General features: G+C 73.0%; 17 protein-coding genes. 8 read left to right on the forward strand and 9 right to left on the reverse strand.

The features are described from left to right. Nucleotides 1-116 precede the first annotated feature (116 nt). The 3 genes from RIN80_RS09515 to RIN80_RS09525 all read left to right on the forward strand — a co-directional run bounded on the left by RIN80_RS09515 (nt 117) and on the right by RIN80_RS09525 (nt 3,360). Nucleotides 117-1,559 carry an alkaline phosphatase PhoX gene (locus tag RIN80_RS09515; RefSeq protein ID WP_309095090.1) on the forward strand — a complete coding sequence of 481 codons (1,443 nt, stop codon included), beginning with the start codon at nt 117-119 and terminating at the stop codon, nt 1,557-1,559. A 113-nt stretch (nt 1,560-1,672) separates the two neighbouring features. Then, nucleotides 1,673-2,314 (forward strand): GntR family transcriptional regulator, encoded by a 642-nt coding sequence (locus RIN80_RS09520; RefSeq protein WP_309095091.1) that lies wholly within the window; start codon nt 1,673-1,675, stop codon nt 2,312-2,314. Between the two features lie 29 nt (nt 2,315-2,343). Next, the gene (locus tag RIN80_RS09525; protein ID WP_309095092.1) at nt 2,344-3,360 is read left to right on the forward strand and encodes a 1-aminocyclopropane-1-carboxylate deaminase; all 1,017 of its coding nucleotides are present in this window, start codon (nt 2,344-2,346) and stop codon (nt 3,358-3,360) included. 31 nt (nt 3,361-3,391) lie between these two features. Here the strand turns inward: RIN80_RS09525 and RIN80_RS09530 are convergent, their stop codons facing one another. Next, nucleotides 3,392-3,907, reverse strand: coding sequence for a DinB family protein (locus RIN80_RS09530; RefSeq protein ID WP_309095093.1), 516 nt, complete (start codon nt 3,905-3,907; stop codon nt 3,392-3,394). Between the two features lie 314 nt (nt 3,908-4,221). On the opposite strand from RIN80_RS09530, the gene RIN80_RS09535 reads away from it, so the two are divergent. From RIN80_RS09535 to RIN80_RS09545, 3 genes are all read left to right on the forward strand, one after another. Beyond that, the gene (locus RIN80_RS09535; protein WP_309095094.1) at nt 4,222-4,626 is read left to right on the forward strand and encodes a VOC family protein; all 405 of its coding nucleotides are present in this window, start codon (nt 4,222-4,224) and stop codon (nt 4,624-4,626) included. Between the two features lie 108 nt (nt 4,627-4,734). Beyond that, nucleotides 4,735-5,772 carry a LacI family DNA-binding transcriptional regulator gene (locus RIN80_RS09540; RefSeq protein WP_309095095.1) on the forward strand — a complete coding sequence of 346 codons (1,038 nt, stop codon included), beginning with the start codon at nt 4,735-4,737 and terminating at the stop codon, nt 5,770-5,772. Nucleotides 5,773-5,856: 84 nt separating this feature from the next. Further along, complete coding sequence (locus RIN80_RS09545; protein ID WP_309095096.1) at nt 5,857-6,432, forward strand: helix-turn-helix domain-containing protein; 576 nt, start codon at nt 5,857-5,859, stop codon at nt 6,430-6,432. 154 nt (nt 6,433-6,586) lie between these two features. Here RIN80_RS09545 and RIN80_RS09550 read toward each other — a convergent pair whose 3' ends face one another. The 8 genes from RIN80_RS09550 to RIN80_RS09585 all read right to left on the reverse strand — a co-directional run bounded on the left by RIN80_RS09550 (nt 6,587) and on the right by RIN80_RS09585 (nt 14,256). Continuing rightward, nucleotides 6,587-7,789, reverse strand: coding sequence for a TerD family protein (locus RIN80_RS09550; RefSeq protein WP_309095106.1), 1,203 nt, complete (start codon nt 7,787-7,789; stop codon nt 6,587-6,589). 64 nt (nt 7,790-7,853) lie between these two features. Continuing rightward, on the reverse strand, nt 7,854-8,075 hold the full coding sequence (locus RIN80_RS09555; RefSeq protein WP_309095097.1) for a hypothetical protein: 222 nt from the start codon (nt 8,073-8,075) through the stop codon (nt 7,854-7,856). A gap of 74 nt (nt 8,076-8,149) precedes the next feature. After that, nucleotides 8,150-9,139, reverse strand: a complete 990-nt coding sequence (locus RIN80_RS09560; RefSeq protein ID WP_309095098.1) for a zinc-dependent alcohol dehydrogenase family protein — start codon at nt 9,137-9,139, stop codon at nt 8,150-8,152. Further along, nucleotides 9,136-9,987, reverse strand: coding sequence for a carbohydrate ABC transporter permease (locus RIN80_RS09565; protein ID WP_309095099.1), 852 nt, complete (start codon nt 9,985-9,987; stop codon nt 9,136-9,138). The genes RIN80_RS09560 and RIN80_RS09565 overlap by 4 nt, the downstream gene beginning before the upstream one ends. Next, the gene (locus tag RIN80_RS09570) at nt 9,984-10,925 is read right to left on the reverse strand and encodes a sugar ABC transporter permease (RefSeq protein WP_309095100.1); all 942 of its coding nucleotides are present in this window, start codon (nt 10,923-10,925) and stop codon (nt 9,984-9,986) included. Before RIN80_RS09570 ends, RIN80_RS09565 begins: the two co-directional genes overlap by 4 nt. Continuing rightward, nucleotides 10,922-12,295: a sugar ABC transporter substrate-binding protein gene (locus tag RIN80_RS09575; RefSeq protein WP_309095101.1), complete on the reverse strand. Its 1,374-nt coding sequence runs from the start codon at nt 12,293-12,295 to the stop codon at nt 10,922-10,924. The genes RIN80_RS09570 and RIN80_RS09575 overlap by 4 nt, the downstream gene beginning before the upstream one ends. Before the next feature lie 81 nt (nt 12,296-12,376). After that, nucleotides 12,377-13,144, reverse strand: coding sequence for a DeoR/GlpR family DNA-binding transcription regulator (locus RIN80_RS09580; RefSeq protein ID WP_309095102.1), 768 nt, complete (start codon nt 13,142-13,144; stop codon nt 12,377-12,379). Nucleotides 13,145-13,446: 302 nt separating this feature from the next. After that, nucleotides 13,447-14,256, reverse strand: a complete 810-nt coding sequence (locus RIN80_RS09585) for an NAD(P)-dependent oxidoreductase (protein ID WP_309095103.1) — start codon at nt 14,254-14,256, stop codon at nt 13,447-13,449. A 223-nt stretch (nt 14,257-14,479) separates the two neighbouring features. On the opposite strand from RIN80_RS09585, the gene RIN80_RS09590 reads away from it, so the two are divergent. Then, nucleotides 14,480-15,421, forward strand: coding sequence for a 5-dehydro-4-deoxyglucarate dehydratase (locus RIN80_RS09590; protein ID WP_309095104.1), 942 nt, complete (start codon nt 14,480-14,482; stop codon nt 15,419-15,421). After that, the gene (locus tag RIN80_RS09595) at nt 15,418-16,581 is read left to right on the forward strand and encodes a hypothetical protein (protein WP_309095105.1); all 1,164 of its coding nucleotides are present in this window, start codon (nt 15,418-15,420) and stop codon (nt 16,579-16,581) included. The genes RIN80_RS09590 and RIN80_RS09595 overlap by 4 nt, the downstream gene beginning before the upstream one ends. Nucleotides 16,582-16,703 lie beyond the last annotated feature (122 nt).

A 16,703-nucleotide genomic window follows, 5' to 3' on the forward strand; every position in this document is an offset into this window, starting at 1 on the left:
GTCGCGCCGTTCCCCGCGCCCGCGGGGTGTTGTTCAGCCCTCGTTCACGTGTGAGCGGGACGGTGTCGGCGAACGAGGTTCGCCACCCTCCACGGCATCCCGTCACAGGAGACACCATGTCGCTCACCCGCAGGGACTTCGCCCGAACCTCCGCGATCACCGGTGCCGGTGTCGCGCTGGCCGGCAGCGTCGGCGCCCTCGCCACCGCGCCGAACGCCCTCGCGTCCTACGACACCGACGGCGCGGAGGGTGCGGCGGACGCCCGGCACGGGGCCGGCTACGGGCCGCTCGTGCCCGACCCCCGGGGCATCCTCGCCCTGCCCGCCGGGTTCTCGTACCGGATCATCACGTACAGCGGCAGGACGAGGCTGGAGACGGGTGAGTTCACGCCGTCCAACCACGACGGCACCGCCGCCTTCGACGGCCCGCGCGGCACCACCCTGCTCGTCAACAACCACGAGCTGAAGGGCCCTCGCGCCAACTGGGCCCACCCGGTCCCGCTCGCCGAGGGCCTGGTCTACGACCCCGCCGCCTCCGGAGGCTGCACGGTCGTCGAGCTCCGCCCCGACGGACGGGTCGCCGAATGGGTGGGCATCGCCGGCACCTCCACCAACTGCGCGGGCGGCCGCACCCCGTGGGGCACCTGGCTCACCTGCGAGGAGAACTCCGACCGGGCCGGCACCAACGGCATGACCAGGGATCACGGCTACGTCTTCGAGGTCGACCCCGTCGACCGGCGCGCCAACCGCGACCCCAAGCCGCTGAAGTTCTTCGGCCGCTACGACCACGAGGCCGTCGTCATCGACCCCAGGCGCGGCCACGCCTACCTCACCGAGGACGCCGCGAACCCCAACGGCCTGTTCTTCCGCTGGAGCCCGCCCCAGGGCTTCGCCCACGGTCCCGGGAGGTTCCGCGCGCTCGCCGACGACGCCGGGGTCCTCCAGGCGCCCAAGTGCTACGACTCCGGCGGCCGGTTCGTCGACGACCTGTCCCGCGCCACGCGGATCGGCACCGTCTACGGCGTCGACTGGGTGGACGTACCCGACCGCGACGCCCGCACCACCCCCGTGCGCAAGCAGTTCGGCGCCGGCGAGGTCACCCGCGCCCGCAAGCTGGAGGGCATGTGGTGGGCAGACGGCGGCGCCTACCTCGTCTCCTCCTACGCCCGTGAGGAGAGCCCGGTCCGGCACGACGGGCAGGTCTGGTTCTACGACCCCAAGCGCCGGACGCTGACGCTGAAGGTCCTGCTGGGCGTGAACCCCGACCCGTCCCGCGACGGCGCCTTCGACGGCCCCGACAACATCACCGTCTCCCCGTACGGCGGGCTCGTCATCGCCGAGGACGGCGAGGGCGTGCAGCACCTGTTCGGAGCGACCGACAGCGGACGCACGTACCCGATCGCCCGCAACGAGCTGAACATCGGCACCCCCGGGGAACCGGAGTACAGCGAGTTCGCCGGCGTCACCTTCTCGCCCGACGGCCGGACCCTCTTCGCGAGCATCCAGACGCCCGGAATCCTGCTCGCCATCACCGGGCCGTGGAAGCGGCAGAAGCGGTAGCGGAACCGGTTCGCTCCTGCCGGTGAGTCCGTACGGATGCGGGCGCATGCCCTACGACGCTGGGCGTACGGCGCCCTTGTTCGGCAGAGCACTGACATCTAACATTTCAGTTCATGCAAGCCATCCGGCCCGTGCCCCGCACCCTGCTCAGGGACCGGGCCTACGCGGCGATCCGGGACGCCATCGTGGCCGGGGAGATCGAACCCGGCGCGGTGGTGCGCGACGCCGACCTCGCCGAGCGGCTCGGGCTGTCCCGGGCGCCGGTCAGGGAGGCGTTCTCCCGGCTCGTGGACGAAGGGCTGCTGGAGAGCAAACCGCAGAGCTACACCCGGGTGACCCCGCTCGTGGCCGCCGACGTCCGGGACGCCGCCGCGGTGGTCGGCGCCCTGCACGAGCTGGTGACCCGGGTCGCCGTGCCCCGGCTCGCCGACGCGGACCTCGCCGTGATGCGCGCCGCCAACGAGCGGTTCGCCGCGGCCGTGCGCGCCGGGGACGTGGACGCGGCCCTGCGCGCCGACGACGACCTGCACGAGGTCCTCGTCCGGGTGAGCGGCAACCGCGCGGCCGCCGCCACGATCGCCCGCTACACCCCGCTCATCCGCCGGCTGGAGCGCCGCCGCTTCGGCGAGGGCGGCAGCTGCCGCTCGGCCGGGCTGCACGAGCGGCTGATCGACGCCTGCGCGGCCGGTGACGCGGCCGGGGCGGTCCGCGTCACCGCGGACATCTGGCGGAGCCTCGAAGAGCTCGCCGACTGAGGCGGACCGACACCCACCCGGAGGGACCCATGCCCCTGTCCTCGTACGAGCGTTACCCGCTGCTCTTCGGGCCCTCGCCCGTCCACCCCCTGGAGCGCCTGACCGCGCACCTCGGCGGCGCCTCCCTCTGGGCGAAGCGGGAGGACTGCAACTCCGGCATCGCCTACGGCGGGAACAAGACCCGCAAGCTGGAGTACCTGGTCGCCGACGCCCTCGCCCAGGGCTGCGACACGCTCGTGTCGATCGGCGGCGTGCAGTCCAACCACACCCGCCAGGTCGCCGCCGTCGCCGCCCGGGCCGGGCTCAAGTGCGTGCTGGTGCAGGAGAGCTGGGTGGACTGGCCGGACGCCGTGTACGACAAGGTCGGCAACATCCTGATCAGCCGTCTCGCCGGGGCCGACGTCCGGCTGGTGCGGGCCGGGTTCGGGATCGGGTTCAAGGAGAGCTGGGAGCAGGCCCTCAGGGAGGTCGAGGAGTCGGGCGGCAAGCCGTACGCCATTCCGGCCGGGGCCTCCGACCATCCGCTCGGCGGTCTCGGCTTCGCCGCCTGGGCGCACGAAGTGGTGCGGCAGGAACGGGAGCTGGGCGTCTTCTTCGACACCGTCGTGGTGTGCTCGGTGACCGGGTCGACCCAGGCCGGCATGGTCGCCGGGTTCGCCGCGCTGGAGGAGGCGGGCGGGCGGCCCCGGCGCGTGCTCGGCGTCGACGCCTCGGCGAAACCGGCCGCCACCCGGACCCAGATCGCCCGCATCGCCCACCGCACCGGGCAGCTCATCGGCGTCGAACGGGAGTTGACCGAGGCGGACGTCGAGCTCGACGAGCGGTACCACGCGGGCACGTACGGTGTTCCCGACGAGACCACCCTGGCGGCCATGCGCCTCGCGGCCCGCACGGAGGGGATGGTCACCGACCCGGTCTACGAGGGCAAGTCGATGGCCGGGATGATCGACCTGGTCTCCCGGGGCGAGATCGGCCGGGACTCCACGGTGCTCTACGCCCACCTGGGCGGGCAGCCCGCGCTGAACGCCTACAGCGCGCTGTTCTAGCAGGCCGCGCGGCGGCCGGTGCGGGCACCGCCTAGTAGTACCCCTTCGTCCCGTCCAGCAGCTCCCGCACGATGTCCGCGTGCCCGGCGTGCCGTCCTGTCTCCTCGACGAGATGGATGAGCATCCAGCGGAGGTTGGCCTTGGCGGAGCGGTACCCGGGGTGGCGGCCGACGTCGTCCAGGGACGCCGCGGCCACGATCTCGTCGCTCCGGGCGCACTGCGCCTCGTACTCCGCGAGCACCTGTCGCAACGTGACGCCGTCGGTGCGCCAGTCGGCGTCCTCGTCCGTCTCGCCGAAGGACGGGTTCCGCGTCTCGTCGCCGCCGAGGAACAGCACCTCCAGCCAGGTGTGCTCGACCCACCGCATATGGCTGACCAGCCCGGCCATCGTCATCATCGGCGAGGTCGGGACGACGGAGCGGTGCGCGTCCGCCTCGCTGAGGCCCTCGCACTTCCAGCGCAGGATCCGGCGTTGCAGGTCCAGCCAGCCGATGAGCGCGGTGCGCTCGTCGGCCTGGAAGGGGGGACGGTCGAGTGAAGGGGTCATGCCGGCGGACGTTAGCGGGCCACGGCCCGGACTGTCGCCGGGTTTTCGCAGCCGCGGGGCGCACCGCGGGTACGGGGTGGCCGGAGCCCGTCCGCGCGGGCGCGTCGGTGCGGCCCCGACAGTCCCTGGTGGGTGCGCCGGATGTGGCTCCGCTCGTGTGTGCCGGGGGGCCGGGTGCGGCCTCGATCATCCGTGCCGGGCGTGCCGGGTGCGTCCCGACCGTGCGTGCCGGGTGCGCCGTGCCGCCCGGGTGGGGAATCAAGCGGTCGGTGGGCCGGTTGTCAGCGGTGATCCGACGTCACCGAGGAGCCGCCATGACCGACGAACCAGCCGTCCGGGAACTCCGCCTGGTCGTGACCGCCGACGACTACGACGCCGCGCTGCACTTCTACCGGGACGTGCTCGGTCTGCCCGAGCGGGGCGCCTTCGCCTCCGAGGACGGGCGGGTGACGATCCTGGAGGCCGGACGGGCCACCCTGGAGCTGACCGATCCGAACCACGCCGCGTTCATCGACGAGGTCGAGGTGGGACGGCGGGTGGCCGGGCACGTCCGGGTCGCCTTCCAGGTGGACGACTCCGCCGCCACCACCGCCAGGCTCGCCGCAGCCGGCGCCGAGGTGATCGCGGAGCCGACCCGCACCCCCTGGAACTCTGTGAACGCCCGGCTCGAAGCGCCGGCCGCCCTGCAGCTGACGCTGTTCACCGAGCTCGGCGACTGACGCGCCCACGGCCGCCCCGCCCGGCACCGGCCGGCCCCGCGCCGGCCGGGCTGGGGGCAGCCCGGCCGTCCTGCCGGGCCGCGCCCGCCGCCGGATAGGGTGCTGGGCGTGTGGACGGACGATCAGCGCGCGGAGCCGGGAGCCGAGCGGCCCGACGGTACGCGGCGCCGGGCCACGATCCACGACGTCGCCCGCCTGGCCGGGGTGTCACGCCAGACGGTCTCCCGGGCGGTCAACGACAAGGGTGAGATCGACCCGGCCACCAAGGAGCGGGTCCTGGAGGCGGCGCGGCTCCTCGACTACCGGCCCAGCCGGTTCGCGCGCGGGCTCGTCCGGAAGGGCGCGGTGACGGCCGGCCTGGTCATCCCGGACCTGCGCAACCCCTTCTTCCCTGAGGTCGCCGCCGGGGTGCTGGAGGCCGCCGAGCAGCGCGGCTGGCAGGTCGTGGTGTGGGACTCGCGGATCGACGGGGCCCGGGAACGGCAGGCGCTCGACGTGCTCTCCCACCAGGCGGACGCCGTCGTGGGCTACTTCAAGGACTCCGACGACGTGCTGACCCGGCACCTCGGGGGTGTCCCTCTGGTGCTGCTGGAGCGCGGCCCGCAGCAGACCCGGTTCGCGGCCGTCGGCATCGACGCCGCGGCCGGCGTCGCACAGGGCATGGACCACCTCTACCGCCGGGGCCACCGCAGGATCGGCATGCTGGACGGCGTGCACGGGCCCGGCCCCCGCCGGCAGGCCTTCCTGGAGCAGGCCCGGCGGTTCGGCCTGCCCGTCGACGAGGACTGGGTCGTCATCTGCCCCGAGCACAGCGTGACCGGCGGCGAGGCCGGCATGGAACGGCTGCTGCGGGCACGGCCCGGGATCACGGCCGTGCTCGGCTTCAACGACCTGATCGCCGTCGGCGCGATGCGCACCGCCCGCCGCCACGGCCGCCGGGTGCCGGGCGAGCTGGCCGTGCTGGGCTTCGACGGCCTCTCCCTGGGCGAACTCGTCGAACCCGCCCTGACCACGCTGCACATCGACAAGCGGCGGCTGGGCCGGCTGGCCGTGGAGCAGGTGGCCCGGCTGCGCGCGGGCGAGGAGCCCCTGCGCGGAGCGGACGCCTGGGTGACCCCCGAACTCCTGGTGCGCGCGTCCGCCTGAACCACCGCCCCGATGACCGGGCCGTGCCGCCGCTCGGTCTCGGTAGGGTGCGCGGAGAGTCCCCGGCCGGTGAGGAGTGGTTGCGTGGCGCAGGTCAGGCCCATGCGGGCGGATGCCCGGCGTAATCACGAGCGGTTGCTGCGGGTGGCCGCTGAGGCGTTCGCCGAGCACGGGGAGGGGGCGTCGCTCGACGACATCGCCAAGCGGGCCGGGGTCGGCTCCGGGACGCTGTACCGGCACTTCCCGACGCGGCGCGCCCTGCTGGAGGCCGCCTACCTGGACCGGATCGAGGCGCTCGCGGCCCGGGCCGACGCACTCGCCGCCCAACTGCCGCCGGGCGAGGCGCTGCTGGAGTGGCTGCACGAACTGGGCATCGGGATGATCCGCATGCGGGGCCTGAAGGCGCTCCTCGGCCCGGCCGTCACCGAGGGCGACTCGGCGGGGGCCACGGCCTGCGGCGACTCGGTGCGGAGCGCGGCGGGGCGGCTGGTCCGCGCGGCGCGGGAGGAGGGCACGCTGCGGGCGGACGTGGAGCCGATGGACGTGCTGCGGCTGGCCCACGGGGTCGCGACGGCGTCGGAACTGGCCGACGGGGAGGGGCGGCACATCCGGCGGTATCTCACGCTGCTGACGGAGGGGCTGCGGCCGCGGGGGCGCTGACAGGAGGACGCCGCAGCGAGGGAACCGGGGAGCCGGGACGAAGGGGCGCGGGCCGGTGCGGCCGGGTGGCGGTGCGGCAGGGTGCCGGTGCGGCCGGGTGGACGCCGGACGCCCCGCGGCAGGGGGCGTCCGGGACGTCGACCGGGGCGCGGTGTCACAGGGACTGCGCCGCGGGCTTCACCATGCCCCTCACCGTGCGGGACTTCACGAAGTCGCCCATCGCCGTCATGTCCCACTCGCCGGAGAACTGGCGGATCAGCTTGGCCATCATCACGCCGGTCTGGGGCTCGGCACTGGTGAGGTCGAAGCGGACCAGTTCCTCGCCGGTCGTGCCGTCCAGGAGGCGGCAGTACGCCTTGGCGACCTCGGTGAACTTCTGGCCGGAGAAGGAGTTGACCGTGAAGACCAGGCCGGTGACCTCCTGGGGCAGGCGGCCCAGGTCGACCGTGATGACCTCGTCGTCACCGCCGCCCTCGCCCGTGAGGTTGTCGCCGGAGTGCCGGATCGCGCCGCCGACGATCTGCAGCTTGCCGAAGTAGCAGCTGTCGATGTGGTTGCGCTGCGGCCCGTAGGCGATGACCGAGGCGTCCAGGTCGATGTCCTTGCCGCGGTATGCGGGCTCCCAGCCGAGACCCATCCTGACCTGGGAGAGCAGGGGGCGGCCTCCCTTCATGAGCGAGACCGTCTGGTTCTTCTGGAGGCTGACGCGGCCCTTGTCGAGGTTGATCTTCCCCGAGCCGGGCGCGGGCGGCGGGGGCGTGGCCGGGGCGGCCGGGGGCGCGGCGGGCGTGGTGACGGGCGGGGCCGGGGGCTGCACCGGGGCGGGCGGCGGGGCCACGGGCTGGGCCGGGGCGGCGGCGGCCGGTTCCTCCACGGTCACTCCGAAGTCCGTGGCGATGCCCGCCAGGCCGTTGGCGTAACCCTGGCCGACCGCGCGGGCCTTCCACTGGCCGTTGCGCTGGTAGATCTCCACGACCACCAGGGCCGTCTCGCTGCCCAGCTGCGGGGGAGTGAACGTGGCCAGGACGGAGCTGTCGTCCGCGTTGCGGATCGTGGCCGTCGGTTCGATGCCCTGGAAGGTCTGGCCCGCGGCGTCCGGGCTCGCCGTCACGACGATCTTCTCGATGCCCGGCGGGAGGGCCGAGGTGTCGACCACGATCGCGTCGGGTGCGGTGCCGCCGCCCGAGCGGTAGGTCACGCCCGGGCCCGACGGCTGGTTGTAGAAGATGAAGTCGTCGTCGGAGCGCACCTTGCCGTCGGCGGTGAGCAGCAGGCCCGATACGTCGAGCCGCACCGGGGCGGCGACGTCCACCGTCACGCGGGCGGCGGACAGGGGGATGTTCGAGCCGGGGGTCATAGCTGTCATGCCGGGTGAACGAGCGAGGCGGTTTTGCCGTTCCCTTACCTTGAGGCCAATCGGGTCAGCGGCGACTGCGCGGGTGGTCGCGGGCGGTGCGCTCGTCGCCCCGCTTGTAGTTGCCGGTCCAGCGGGCCATGACGAGCTGCGGGTCGGACGTCTCGACCTCGGCGAGGAACCGCGCGGCCCGGTCGCCGTTCAGGGTGGTGGCGGGATGGCCGCGGTGGGTGATGCGGACGGTTGTGCCGGTGTGCCGCTCGTAGGTGAATCCGTGGGGTCGTGGCATGCCGTGAGCGTACGGGGGCGGGGGCGGGCGCCCCACCGGTTTACGCCCACCCCCGCCTGTGCCGGCTCGTCGCCCTACGGCACGACCACGATCTTGCGGCCGACGCCGGCCGCGAACTGCTCCAGCGCCTCGGGGTAGCGCTCCAGCGGGATGCGGTCGCTGATGAAGACGTCGGGGTCGAGGACGCCGCCCGCGAAGAGTTCCGCCGCCCGCTCGAAACTGTGCAGCACCGCCATCGAGCCCGTGATGGTGATCTCCTGGTTGTAGACGCGGTACGGGTCGATCGTCACGCGGGTCGCGTAGTCGGCGACGCCGAACTGCAGGAAGGTGCCGGCCTTCGCCACGCGGTCCAGGCCGTCCTGGATCGCCGCCGCGTTGCCGGTGGCGTCGATGACCAGGTCCCAGCCCTGCGGGCGGTCCAGCTCGTCCGGGTTCGCCGCCGAGGCCGAGACGCCGAGGCGGCGGGCCGTCTCCAGGCGGGCCGGGTTCACGTCGACGACGTCCACGCTCGCCGCGCCCGTGCGCTTGGCCAGCTCCAGCATCATCAGGCCCATCGTGCCGGAACCGTAGATCAGCACGTGCGCGCCGAGGCGGGACTGCAGGACGTCGTAGCCGCGCACCGCGCAGGACAGCGGCTCCACGAGCGCCGCGTCCTGCGTGCGGATGTGGTCCGGGAGCTTCACGCAGTTCGCCACCGGGGCGAGGGCGTACTTCGCCGCGCCGCCGGCCGTCGTCACGCCGATCGCCGCCCAGCGTTCGCAGAGGTTGTTGTGGCCGGTGCGGCAGTAGCGGCACTCGTAGCAGTACAGGGACGGGTCGACGGCGACCCGGTCACCGACCGCCACCTCCGTGACCTGGGTGCCGACGCCGACGACTTCGCCCGCGAACTCGTGTCCGGGCACGATCGGCAGCTTCGGGGCGAACTCGCCCTGGAGGATGTGCAGGTCCGTGCCGCACAGCCCGCAGGCCGCGACCTCGACGACGACCTCGCGCGGCCCTGGCGTCGGGTCCGGGACCTCGGCGACGACGGCCCGGCCCACGGACTCGATGACGGCGGCCTTCATTTCACGGCTCCCAACGACAGGCCCTGGACCAGCTTGTCCTGGGCGGCGAACCCCGCGGCGAGCACCGGCAGGGAGATGACGAGCGACGCGGCGCACACCTTCGCCAGGAACAGGCCCTGGCTGGTGATGAAGCCGGTCAGGAAGACGGGGGCGGTCTCGGCGACCACGCCCGTCAGCACCCGGGCGAAGAGCAGTTCGTTCCAGCTGAAGATGAAGCAGATCAACGCCGTGGCGGCGATGCCGGGGAGGGCGATCGGGGCCACCACCCGCGTCAGGACCGTCGGCAGCCGGGCTCCGTCCACCCGGGCCGCCTCGATGACGGCGACCGGGATCTCGGCGAGGAAGGACTGCATCATCCACACCGCGATCGGCAGGTTCATGGAGGTGTAGAGGATGACGAGCAGCCAGATGTTGTCGAGCATCCCGGCGTTCTTGGCGAAGAGGTAGATCGGCAGCAGGCCCGCCACGGCCGGCAGCATCTTCGTGGAGAGGAAGAAGAACAGCACGTCCGTCCACTTGCGGACGCGGTTGATGGACAGCGCGTAGGCCGCCGGGAAGGCCAGCAGGAGGACGAGGAGGGTCGACGCCACGGACGCGACCGTCGAGTTGATCAGCGCCGGCCAGGGGCTCGCGCCGCCGCCCGCGCCGAAGAACTCGCGGTAGCCGTCCAGGGTCAGGGCGGCCGCGAAGGACGGCGGGTTGGTCGCCGCGTCCGCCTCCGAGTGGAAGGACGTCAGCGCCATCCACGCGATGGGCAGGAAGAACGCGATGCCGAGCAGCCAGGCCAGCAGGCCGAGGCCCGCTCCCTTGCCACGGGCACGGCGGGCTCGCAGGGCGGTCGTGCTCATGCGCGGGACACCTCCTCGCGGAACAGGGACGACACCACGCGCAGGGCGAAGGTCGCGATGACGATCGAGCCGATGACGACCAGGACGCCCGCGGCCGAGGCGAGGCCGTTCTCGTGGGCCTGGTAGAAGCTCTGGTAGACGGTGTAGGGGAGGTTGGCGGTGCCGAGACCGCCGGACGTGATCGTGAAGACCGCGTCGAAGTTCTGCACGATGTAGATCGAGCCGAGCAGGGCGCCGAGTTCGAGGTAGCGGCGCAGGTGCGGAAGCGTCAGATGGACGAAGATCTGCCAGTCGCTCGCGCCGTCGACCCGGGCCGCCTCGATCTGCTCGTGGTCACGGCTCTGCAGCCCGGCGAGCAGGATCAGCATCATGAACGGCGTCCACTGCCAGATGAGCGAGGCCTCGACGGCCAGCAACGGCGTGTTCGAGATCCAGTCCGGCTGCGGTCCGCCCACATAGTGCAGCAGCCCGTTGAACAGGCCGTACTCGGGGTTGTAGAGCACATGCTTCCAGAGCAGGGCCGCCGCGACCGGCACCACCAGGAAGGGCGCGATCAGCAGCGTCCGCACGATGCCCCGGCCGCGGAACCTGCGGTCCAGCAGGAGCGCCAGGACGAGTCCCAGCACCAGGCTGGCCAGCACGACCGCGACCGTCAGCAGCACGGTCGTCCACACCGAGTGGCGCAGGTCCGCGTCGGTGAGGACCTCCTGGTAGTTGTCCAGGCCCGCGAACCGCCGGGCGTCGGGATAGAGGCTGTTCCAGTCGAAGAAGGAGATCACCAGGGTGGCCACGAAGGGCAGCTGGGTGACGACGATCATGAAGATCAGGGCGGGCAGCAGCGGCGCCCGGGTCGCCCAGGCGCGCAGCCGGGCGGAGGGGCGGCCCGCCGGGGTGTGGATCTCGGGGGAGGCCGGGGGGGCCGTGGTCGTGGCGGTCATCGTCCCTCGTACTCCTCGGAGATCTTCTCGGCGAGCGCCTGCGACTTCCTCAGGGCCGACTCGACGGACTGGCGTCCGGCGATGGCCGCGCTGATCTCCTGGGAGACCTTGGTGCCGAGGTCGGTGAACTCGGGAATGCCGACGAACTGGATGCCGGGCGCGGGCCGCGGCTGCACGCCGGGGTCGTCGGGCCGGGCCTGCTCGATGGCCTCCCTGGTCATCTCCTGGAAGGCGGCGGCCTCGGCACGGTAGGCGGGGTTGGCGTAGGTGGACGCCCGCTTGCCGGCCGGGACGTTGGACCAGCCGATCCGGTCGCCGACCAGCTGCTCGTACTCCTTGCTCGACGCCCAGGAGACGAACTTCCAGGCGTTGTCCGGGTTGCGGGAGGCCTTCTGGATGCCCCAGGCCCAGGTGTAGAGCCAGCCGGAGGACTCCGTCTTCTCCACCGGGGCGGGGGCGTAGCCGACCTTGCCCTTGACGGGGGAGCCGTCAGCCTCCAGGGAACCGGCGGCGGAGGTGGCGTCGTACCACATGGCGACCTTGCCCTGGGTCATGTTGTTCAGGCACTCGGCGAAGCCGGACTGGGCGGCGCCGGACTCGCCGTGCTCGCGTACCAGGTCGACATAGAACTTCGTCGCCTTCTCGAACTCGGGGGAGTCGAGCCGCGCCTTCCAGTCCTTGTCGAACCAGGTACCGCCGAAGGTGTTCACGACGGTGGTCAGGGGGGCCATCACCTCGCCCCAGCCGGGCAGGCCGCGCAGGCAGATGCCCTTCATGCCGGGCTCGGCCCCGTCCGCCCGCGCCGCGAGGTTGGCCACCTGCTGCCAGGTGGGACGGGCGGGCATCGTCAGGCCCTTCTTCTCGAACACGTCCTTGCGGTACATCAGGAACGACGACTCGCCGTAGAAGGGCTGGCCGTAGAGCTTGCCGTCCTCGCCGGTGAGGGACTGGCGCATCGGCTTGAGCACGTCCTGCTCGTCGTAGCCCGGGTCCTTCGCCAGGTAGCCGTTCATCTCGTGCAGCCAGCCGTTGCGGGCGTAGATCGGTATCTCGTAGTTGGACAGCGTGGCGACGTCGTACTGGCCGGCCTGGTTGGCGAAGTCCTGGCTGATCTTGTCGCGGACGTCGTTCTCCGGCAGGACGGTGAAGTTGACCTTGACGCCCGTCTCCTTGGTGAAGTGGGCGCGGGTCAGCTTCTGCAACTCGACCATCTGCGGGTTGTTCACCATCAGGACGTTGATGGCGTCGCCGCCGGATCCGGCCCCGCCCGCCCCGACCCAGCAGCCGGAGAGCAGCGGGGCGAGCAGCGTCCCTGCGGCGGCCAGGGCGAGCGTGGCTCGCGGAGGCCGTCGTCGGCTCTGGGTTCGCATGGATCGCTCCTGGAATGAATGGGGAGATAAGGGGCAGCACGGGGCGTGGCTGCGCCCGGTGGGGGGGCGAAAGGGGGTGGGTCAGACCCGGATGACCTGGGGCCCGAGCAGTGAGTAGCGGTGGGCCTCGGCCGCCGGCAGCAGGGTGCTCGTCACGATCGTCTCCAGGGTGCCGACCTCGGCGAACCGGCAGAAGCTGACCGCTCCGAACTTGGTGTGCACCCCGGCGAACACGGTGCGCCGGGCGGCCCGGATCGCCTGGGCCTTGACCTCGCTGACGGCCGGGTCGGGGGTGGTGAGGCCGTGCTCGCGGGAGATGCCGTTGGCGCCGATGTACGCCAGGTCGAGGACGAAGCCGGCCAGCATCTTCGTCGTCCAGTGGTCGACCGTGGCGAGGGTGCCGGAGCGGACCCGCCCGCCGAGCAGCAGCACGGACACGCTGTCGGACCCGGCGAGGGCGCCCGCGACCGGCAGGGACGCGGTGACCACGGTCAGCGGCCGGTCCCGGGGGAGTGCCTCGGCGATGAGCTGCGGCGTGTAGCCCTCGTCGACGAACACGGTCTCGGCGTCCCCGAGCAGCTCGGCCGCGGCGGCCGCGATCCGGCGCTTCTCGGGGACGTGGCTGGTGGCACGGAAGGCGAGCGTCGTCTCGAAGCCGGCGCTCTCCACGGGGTAGGCGCCGCCGTGGGTGCGGCGGAGCAGGCCGTGGTCCTCCAGGACCCGCAGGTCCCGCCGTACCGTCTCCTTGGCCACGCCCAGCGCGGCGGCGAGGACGGTGACGTCGACCGAGCCGTCGCGCCGTGCGGCCAGCACGATCTCGCGCTGGCGTTCCTCCGCGGTCCTGTTCACGGCCGTCAACCGCCTTCCTGCCCTGCTGCCCGTTCGGGCCCTCGGTCGGGCCTTGGGGGAAGTTCTACAGCGGGTGTTCCACGGATGGCCAGGTCTGTTGCGCGCGGGATCCTGCCCGGATGTGCCCGTTCGGACCCGGGCACCTGTGCCGGGATGCCGGGGTGGCCGGGCTCGTCATGGCTGGTGGGGAGGGTCTTCGGACCCCCGGGAGCGCTGCCCGGCCGGGTCCGGGCCGTGCCCGAATGCCCGAGCGGACAGGCCCGTTCTGTGCCCGCCCGCCCGTGGGAGCCGCCTCTTTCCGGTCAGTACGGCCAGATCGGCGGGTCCGTCACGAAGTGGCCGCCGAGGCAGGCGTGCGCCTCGTTCCCCGGGTCCAGCTCGCCCTGCTCGGCGATGAGCTTCTCGGCCCAGGGCTCGGAGTCGTCCTGCGGCTCGTAGCCGAGCGCCCGGGCGGAGGTGAGGTCCCACCACAGGCGTGTGTTGGCGGAGGAGCCGTGGACGACGGTGTGGCCGACGTGCTCGGCGGTCAGGGCCGCGTGGAAGAGGCGGGCGCCGTCGGCGGGGCTCATCCACACCGAGAGCATGCGCACGCTGGTCGGCTCGGGGAAGCAGGACCCGATGCGCACCGACACCGTCTCCAGGCCGTGCTTGTCCCAGTAGAGCTGCGCCAGGTCCTCGCCGAAGCACTTGGACAGGCCGTAGAAGGTGTCCGGGCGGCGCGGGGTGTCGACCGGGATCAGCGGGTCGTCGCCCCGGGGGCGCGGGGTGTAGCCGACGGCATGGTTGGAGGAGGCGAAGACGATCCGGCCGACGCCCTCCTCGCGGGCGGCCTCGTAGAGGTGGTACGTGCCCTCGATGTTCGCCTTGAGGATCTTCTCGAAGGGGGCTTCCAGGGAGATGCCCGCGAGGTGGATGATCGCGTCGACGCCTCGGACCGCCTCGCGCACGGCGTCCCGGTCGGCCAGATCGGCGGTGATCGCTTCGGGTGCGCCCTCGATCGGGCGCATGTCGAGCAGGCGCAGGTCGTAGCCGTAGTCCGGGAGCAGGTCCCGCATCAGGGTGCCGAGGCCGCCGGCGGCGCCGGTGAGCAGGACGGTGCGGGGAGCGGGCATCCTCGGATCTCCTTGAATCGCCGATCGTGCACATGCGCGCACGGCATTCATATGCGTGGACACGCTAGGGAGCCATGATGGAGCCCGTCAAGTGGGCCGCGGAAGGGGCGAATCCGCTGGTGCGACGCGGGTACGCGCGCTTGACCGGCGCGGATGCGGCGCCTTAGCGTGGAGTCGTTCAGAAATATAGACGCCAATCATGAATATGGAACCGGGAGAGCTCGTGACGTCAGCCCCTCTCGCCGCTCGACTCAACATCCCCAGCGGGCCGCTGTTCTTCCCGGTCACCGCCTACGGCCCCGACGGCGCCGTGGACCTCGACGCCTACCGCGCCCACGTGCGCGACGGCGTGGCCGCCGGAGCCGCCGCCGTGTTCGCCTGCTGCGGCACCGGTGAGTTCCACGCGCTCACCCCCGAGGAGTTCGAGCGCTGCGTCCGGGTCGCCGTCGAGGCGGCCGAAGGGCGTGTGCCGGTCGTCGCGGGCGCCGGGTACGGCACCGCGCTCGCCGTGCGCTACGCCCGGCTCGCCCAGGCGGCCGGGGCCGACGGGCTGCTCGCCATGCCGCCCTACCTCGTCGTCGCCGCGCAGGAGGGGCTGCTGCGGCACTACCGGGAGGTGGCCGCCGCGACCGCCCTGCCGGTCATCGTCTACCAGCGGGACAACGCCGTGTTCACCCCGCGGACCGTCGTCGAACTGGCCCGCACGGACGGCGTCATCGGCCTGAAGGACGGGCTCGGCGACCTTGACCTGATGCAGCGGATCGTCAGCGCCGTGCGCACCGAGGCCCCGGGCGACTTCCTCTACTTCAACGGCCTGCCGACCGCCGAGCAGACCCAGCTCGCCTACCGCGCCCTGGGCGTGACGCTCTACTCCTCCGCCGTGTTCTGCTTCGTCCCCGAGGTCGCCCTGGCCTTCCACCGGGCGCTCCGCACCGGCGACGACGACCTGGTGGAGAGGCTGCTGGACGGCTTCTACCGCCCGTTCGTCGAACTGCGCGCCCAGGGCCGCGGCTACGCCGTCTCCCTCGTCAAGGCCGGGGTGCGGCTGCGCGGACTCGACGTGGGCGAGGTACGGCCCCCGCTGCACGAGCCGGCCGAGGATCATGTGAAGCAGCTCGCCGAACTGATCGAACGCGGCCACGCGCTGCTGGAGGAGGCCAAGTGAAGGCGTCCGCATTCGTCTACCCCTGGGACGTCAACGGCGACCCGGAGGCACCCGGACGGATCGCCGCGCTCGGCGTGGCCCGGGCGACGCTGGCCGCCGCCTACCACTCCACCCGCGCCCTCACGCCCCGCCATCCGCGCCACCGCGTCGTCACCGCCGAGCACGCCGCCGTGCTGTACCCGGCGGACGACCGCTGGAACGGGCGGGAGCTGCGCCCCTACCCCGCCGGTGACTGGGCCCCCGGCGACGCCTTCGGGGAGGCCGCCGCCGCGCTCGCCGGCGCCGGCCTCGAGGTGCACACCTGGGTCGTCCTCGCGCACAACTCCCGCCTGGGCGCCGAGCACCCGCACACCTCGGTCGTCAACGCCTACGGCGACCGCTACCCCTGGGCGCCCTGCATCGCGCAGCCCGCCACGCGCGCGTACCTGACCGACCTGGCGGCGGAGGCGGCCGTCCGGCCCGGGGCCCGCGGCACCGAGCTGGAGTCCCTCGGCTGGTACGGACTGCAGCACCTGCACGCCCACGACAAGACCGGCGGCGTCGGCCTCGGGGACGCCGGGCAGTACCTGATGGCGCTCTGCTTCTGCCCGTCCTGCCGGGAGGGCTACGGCCGCCACGGCCTGGACGCCGACGAACTGGCGGCCGCCGTGCGCACCGCGCTGGAGCCGGTGTGGCAGGGGGCGCCCTCGGACGGGGGCTGGCCGGGCATCGAGAAGCTCCTCGGCGAGAGGCTCGCGGGGACGACGCGCGCGTACCGCGACGAAACCGCCCGCACGCTCCAGGAAGAGACCGTCGCGGCGGTCCGGGCGGCCGCACCCGAGGGCTTCCAGGTGCTCCTGCACGCGGACCCGGTGTCGTACCACGTCGGCGCCAACGCCGGCGTCGACCCCGCGCACATCCTGTCCGTCGCCGACGGCGTGGTGGTGCCCTGCGCCGGCGGCACCGGCACCCTGACGCCCTTCGCGCGGCAGGAGAGGGCGGGCGCCGTCATCGCCGCCAACTTCACCGTCGTCTCCGGCATGGGCGGCAGCCCCGGCACCCTCGCCGCCGACGCGGCCGAGGCCCGGCGGCTGGGCGCCACCGAACTGCGGCTCTACCACGCCGGCCTGGCCTCCGACAGCGACCTGGACACGGTCCGCTCGGCCCTCGCCGGTCTCTGACGGGGGCGGTTGTCAGGGGGCGCTGTCGAGAGGGCCGCGGCGCCGCTGCCGTCCGCGCGGGGAGCGTCCTGGGTCCGGCCGGGGGGCCGCGGGCTGCCGCTGGTGGCCTGAGCGGGCGGGGG

The sequence above is a fragment of the Streptomyces sp. genome, assembly GCF_031181705.1.
Classification (GTDB): domain Bacteria; phylum Actinomycetota; class Actinomycetes; order Streptomycetales; family Streptomycetaceae; genus Streptomyces.

Coding starts and splice junctions, on each gene's coding strand:
- RIN80_RS09515 (WP_309095090.1), top strand. CDS start 117: ATGTCGCTCACCCGCAGGGACTTCGCCCGAACCTCCGCGATCACCGGT.
- RIN80_RS09520 (WP_309095091.1), top strand. CDS start 1,673: ATGCAAGCCATCCGGCCCGTGCCCCGCACCCTGCTCAGGGACCGGGCC.
- RIN80_RS09525 (WP_309095092.1), top strand. CDS start 2,344: ATGCCCCTGTCCTCGTACGAGCGTTACCCGCTGCTCTTCGGGCCCTCG.
- RIN80_RS09530 (WP_309095093.1), bottom strand. CDS start 3,907: ATGACCCCTTCACTCGACCGTCCCCCCTTCCAGGCCGACGAGCGCACC.
- RIN80_RS09535 (WP_309095094.1), top strand. CDS start 4,222: ATGACCGACGAACCAGCCGTCCGGGAACTCCGCCTGGTCGTGACCGCC.
- RIN80_RS09550 (WP_309095106.1), bottom strand. CDS start 7,789: ATGACCCCCGGCTCGAACATCCCCCTGTCCGCCGCCCGCGTGACGGTG.
- RIN80_RS09555 (WP_309095097.1), bottom strand. CDS start 8,075: ATGCCACGACCCCACGGATTCACCTACGAGCGGCACACCGGCACAACC.
- RIN80_RS09560 (WP_309095098.1), bottom strand. CDS start 9,139: ATGAAGGCCGCCGTCATCGAGTCCGTGGGCCGGGCCGTCGTCGCCGAG.
- RIN80_RS09565 (WP_309095099.1), bottom strand. CDS start 9,987: ATGAGCACGACCGCCCTGCGAGCCCGCCGTGCCCGTGGCAAGGGAGCG.
- RIN80_RS09570 (WP_309095100.1), bottom strand. CDS start 10,925: ATGACCGCCACGACCACGGCCCCCCCGGCCTCCCCCGAGATCCACACC.
- RIN80_RS09575 (WP_309095101.1), bottom strand. CDS start 12,295: ATGCGAACCCAGAGCCGACGACGGCCTCCGCGAGCCACGCTCGCCCTG.
- RIN80_RS09585 (WP_309095103.1), bottom strand. CDS start 14,256: ATGCCCGCTCCCCGCACCGTCCTGCTCACCGGCGCCGCCGGCGGCCTC.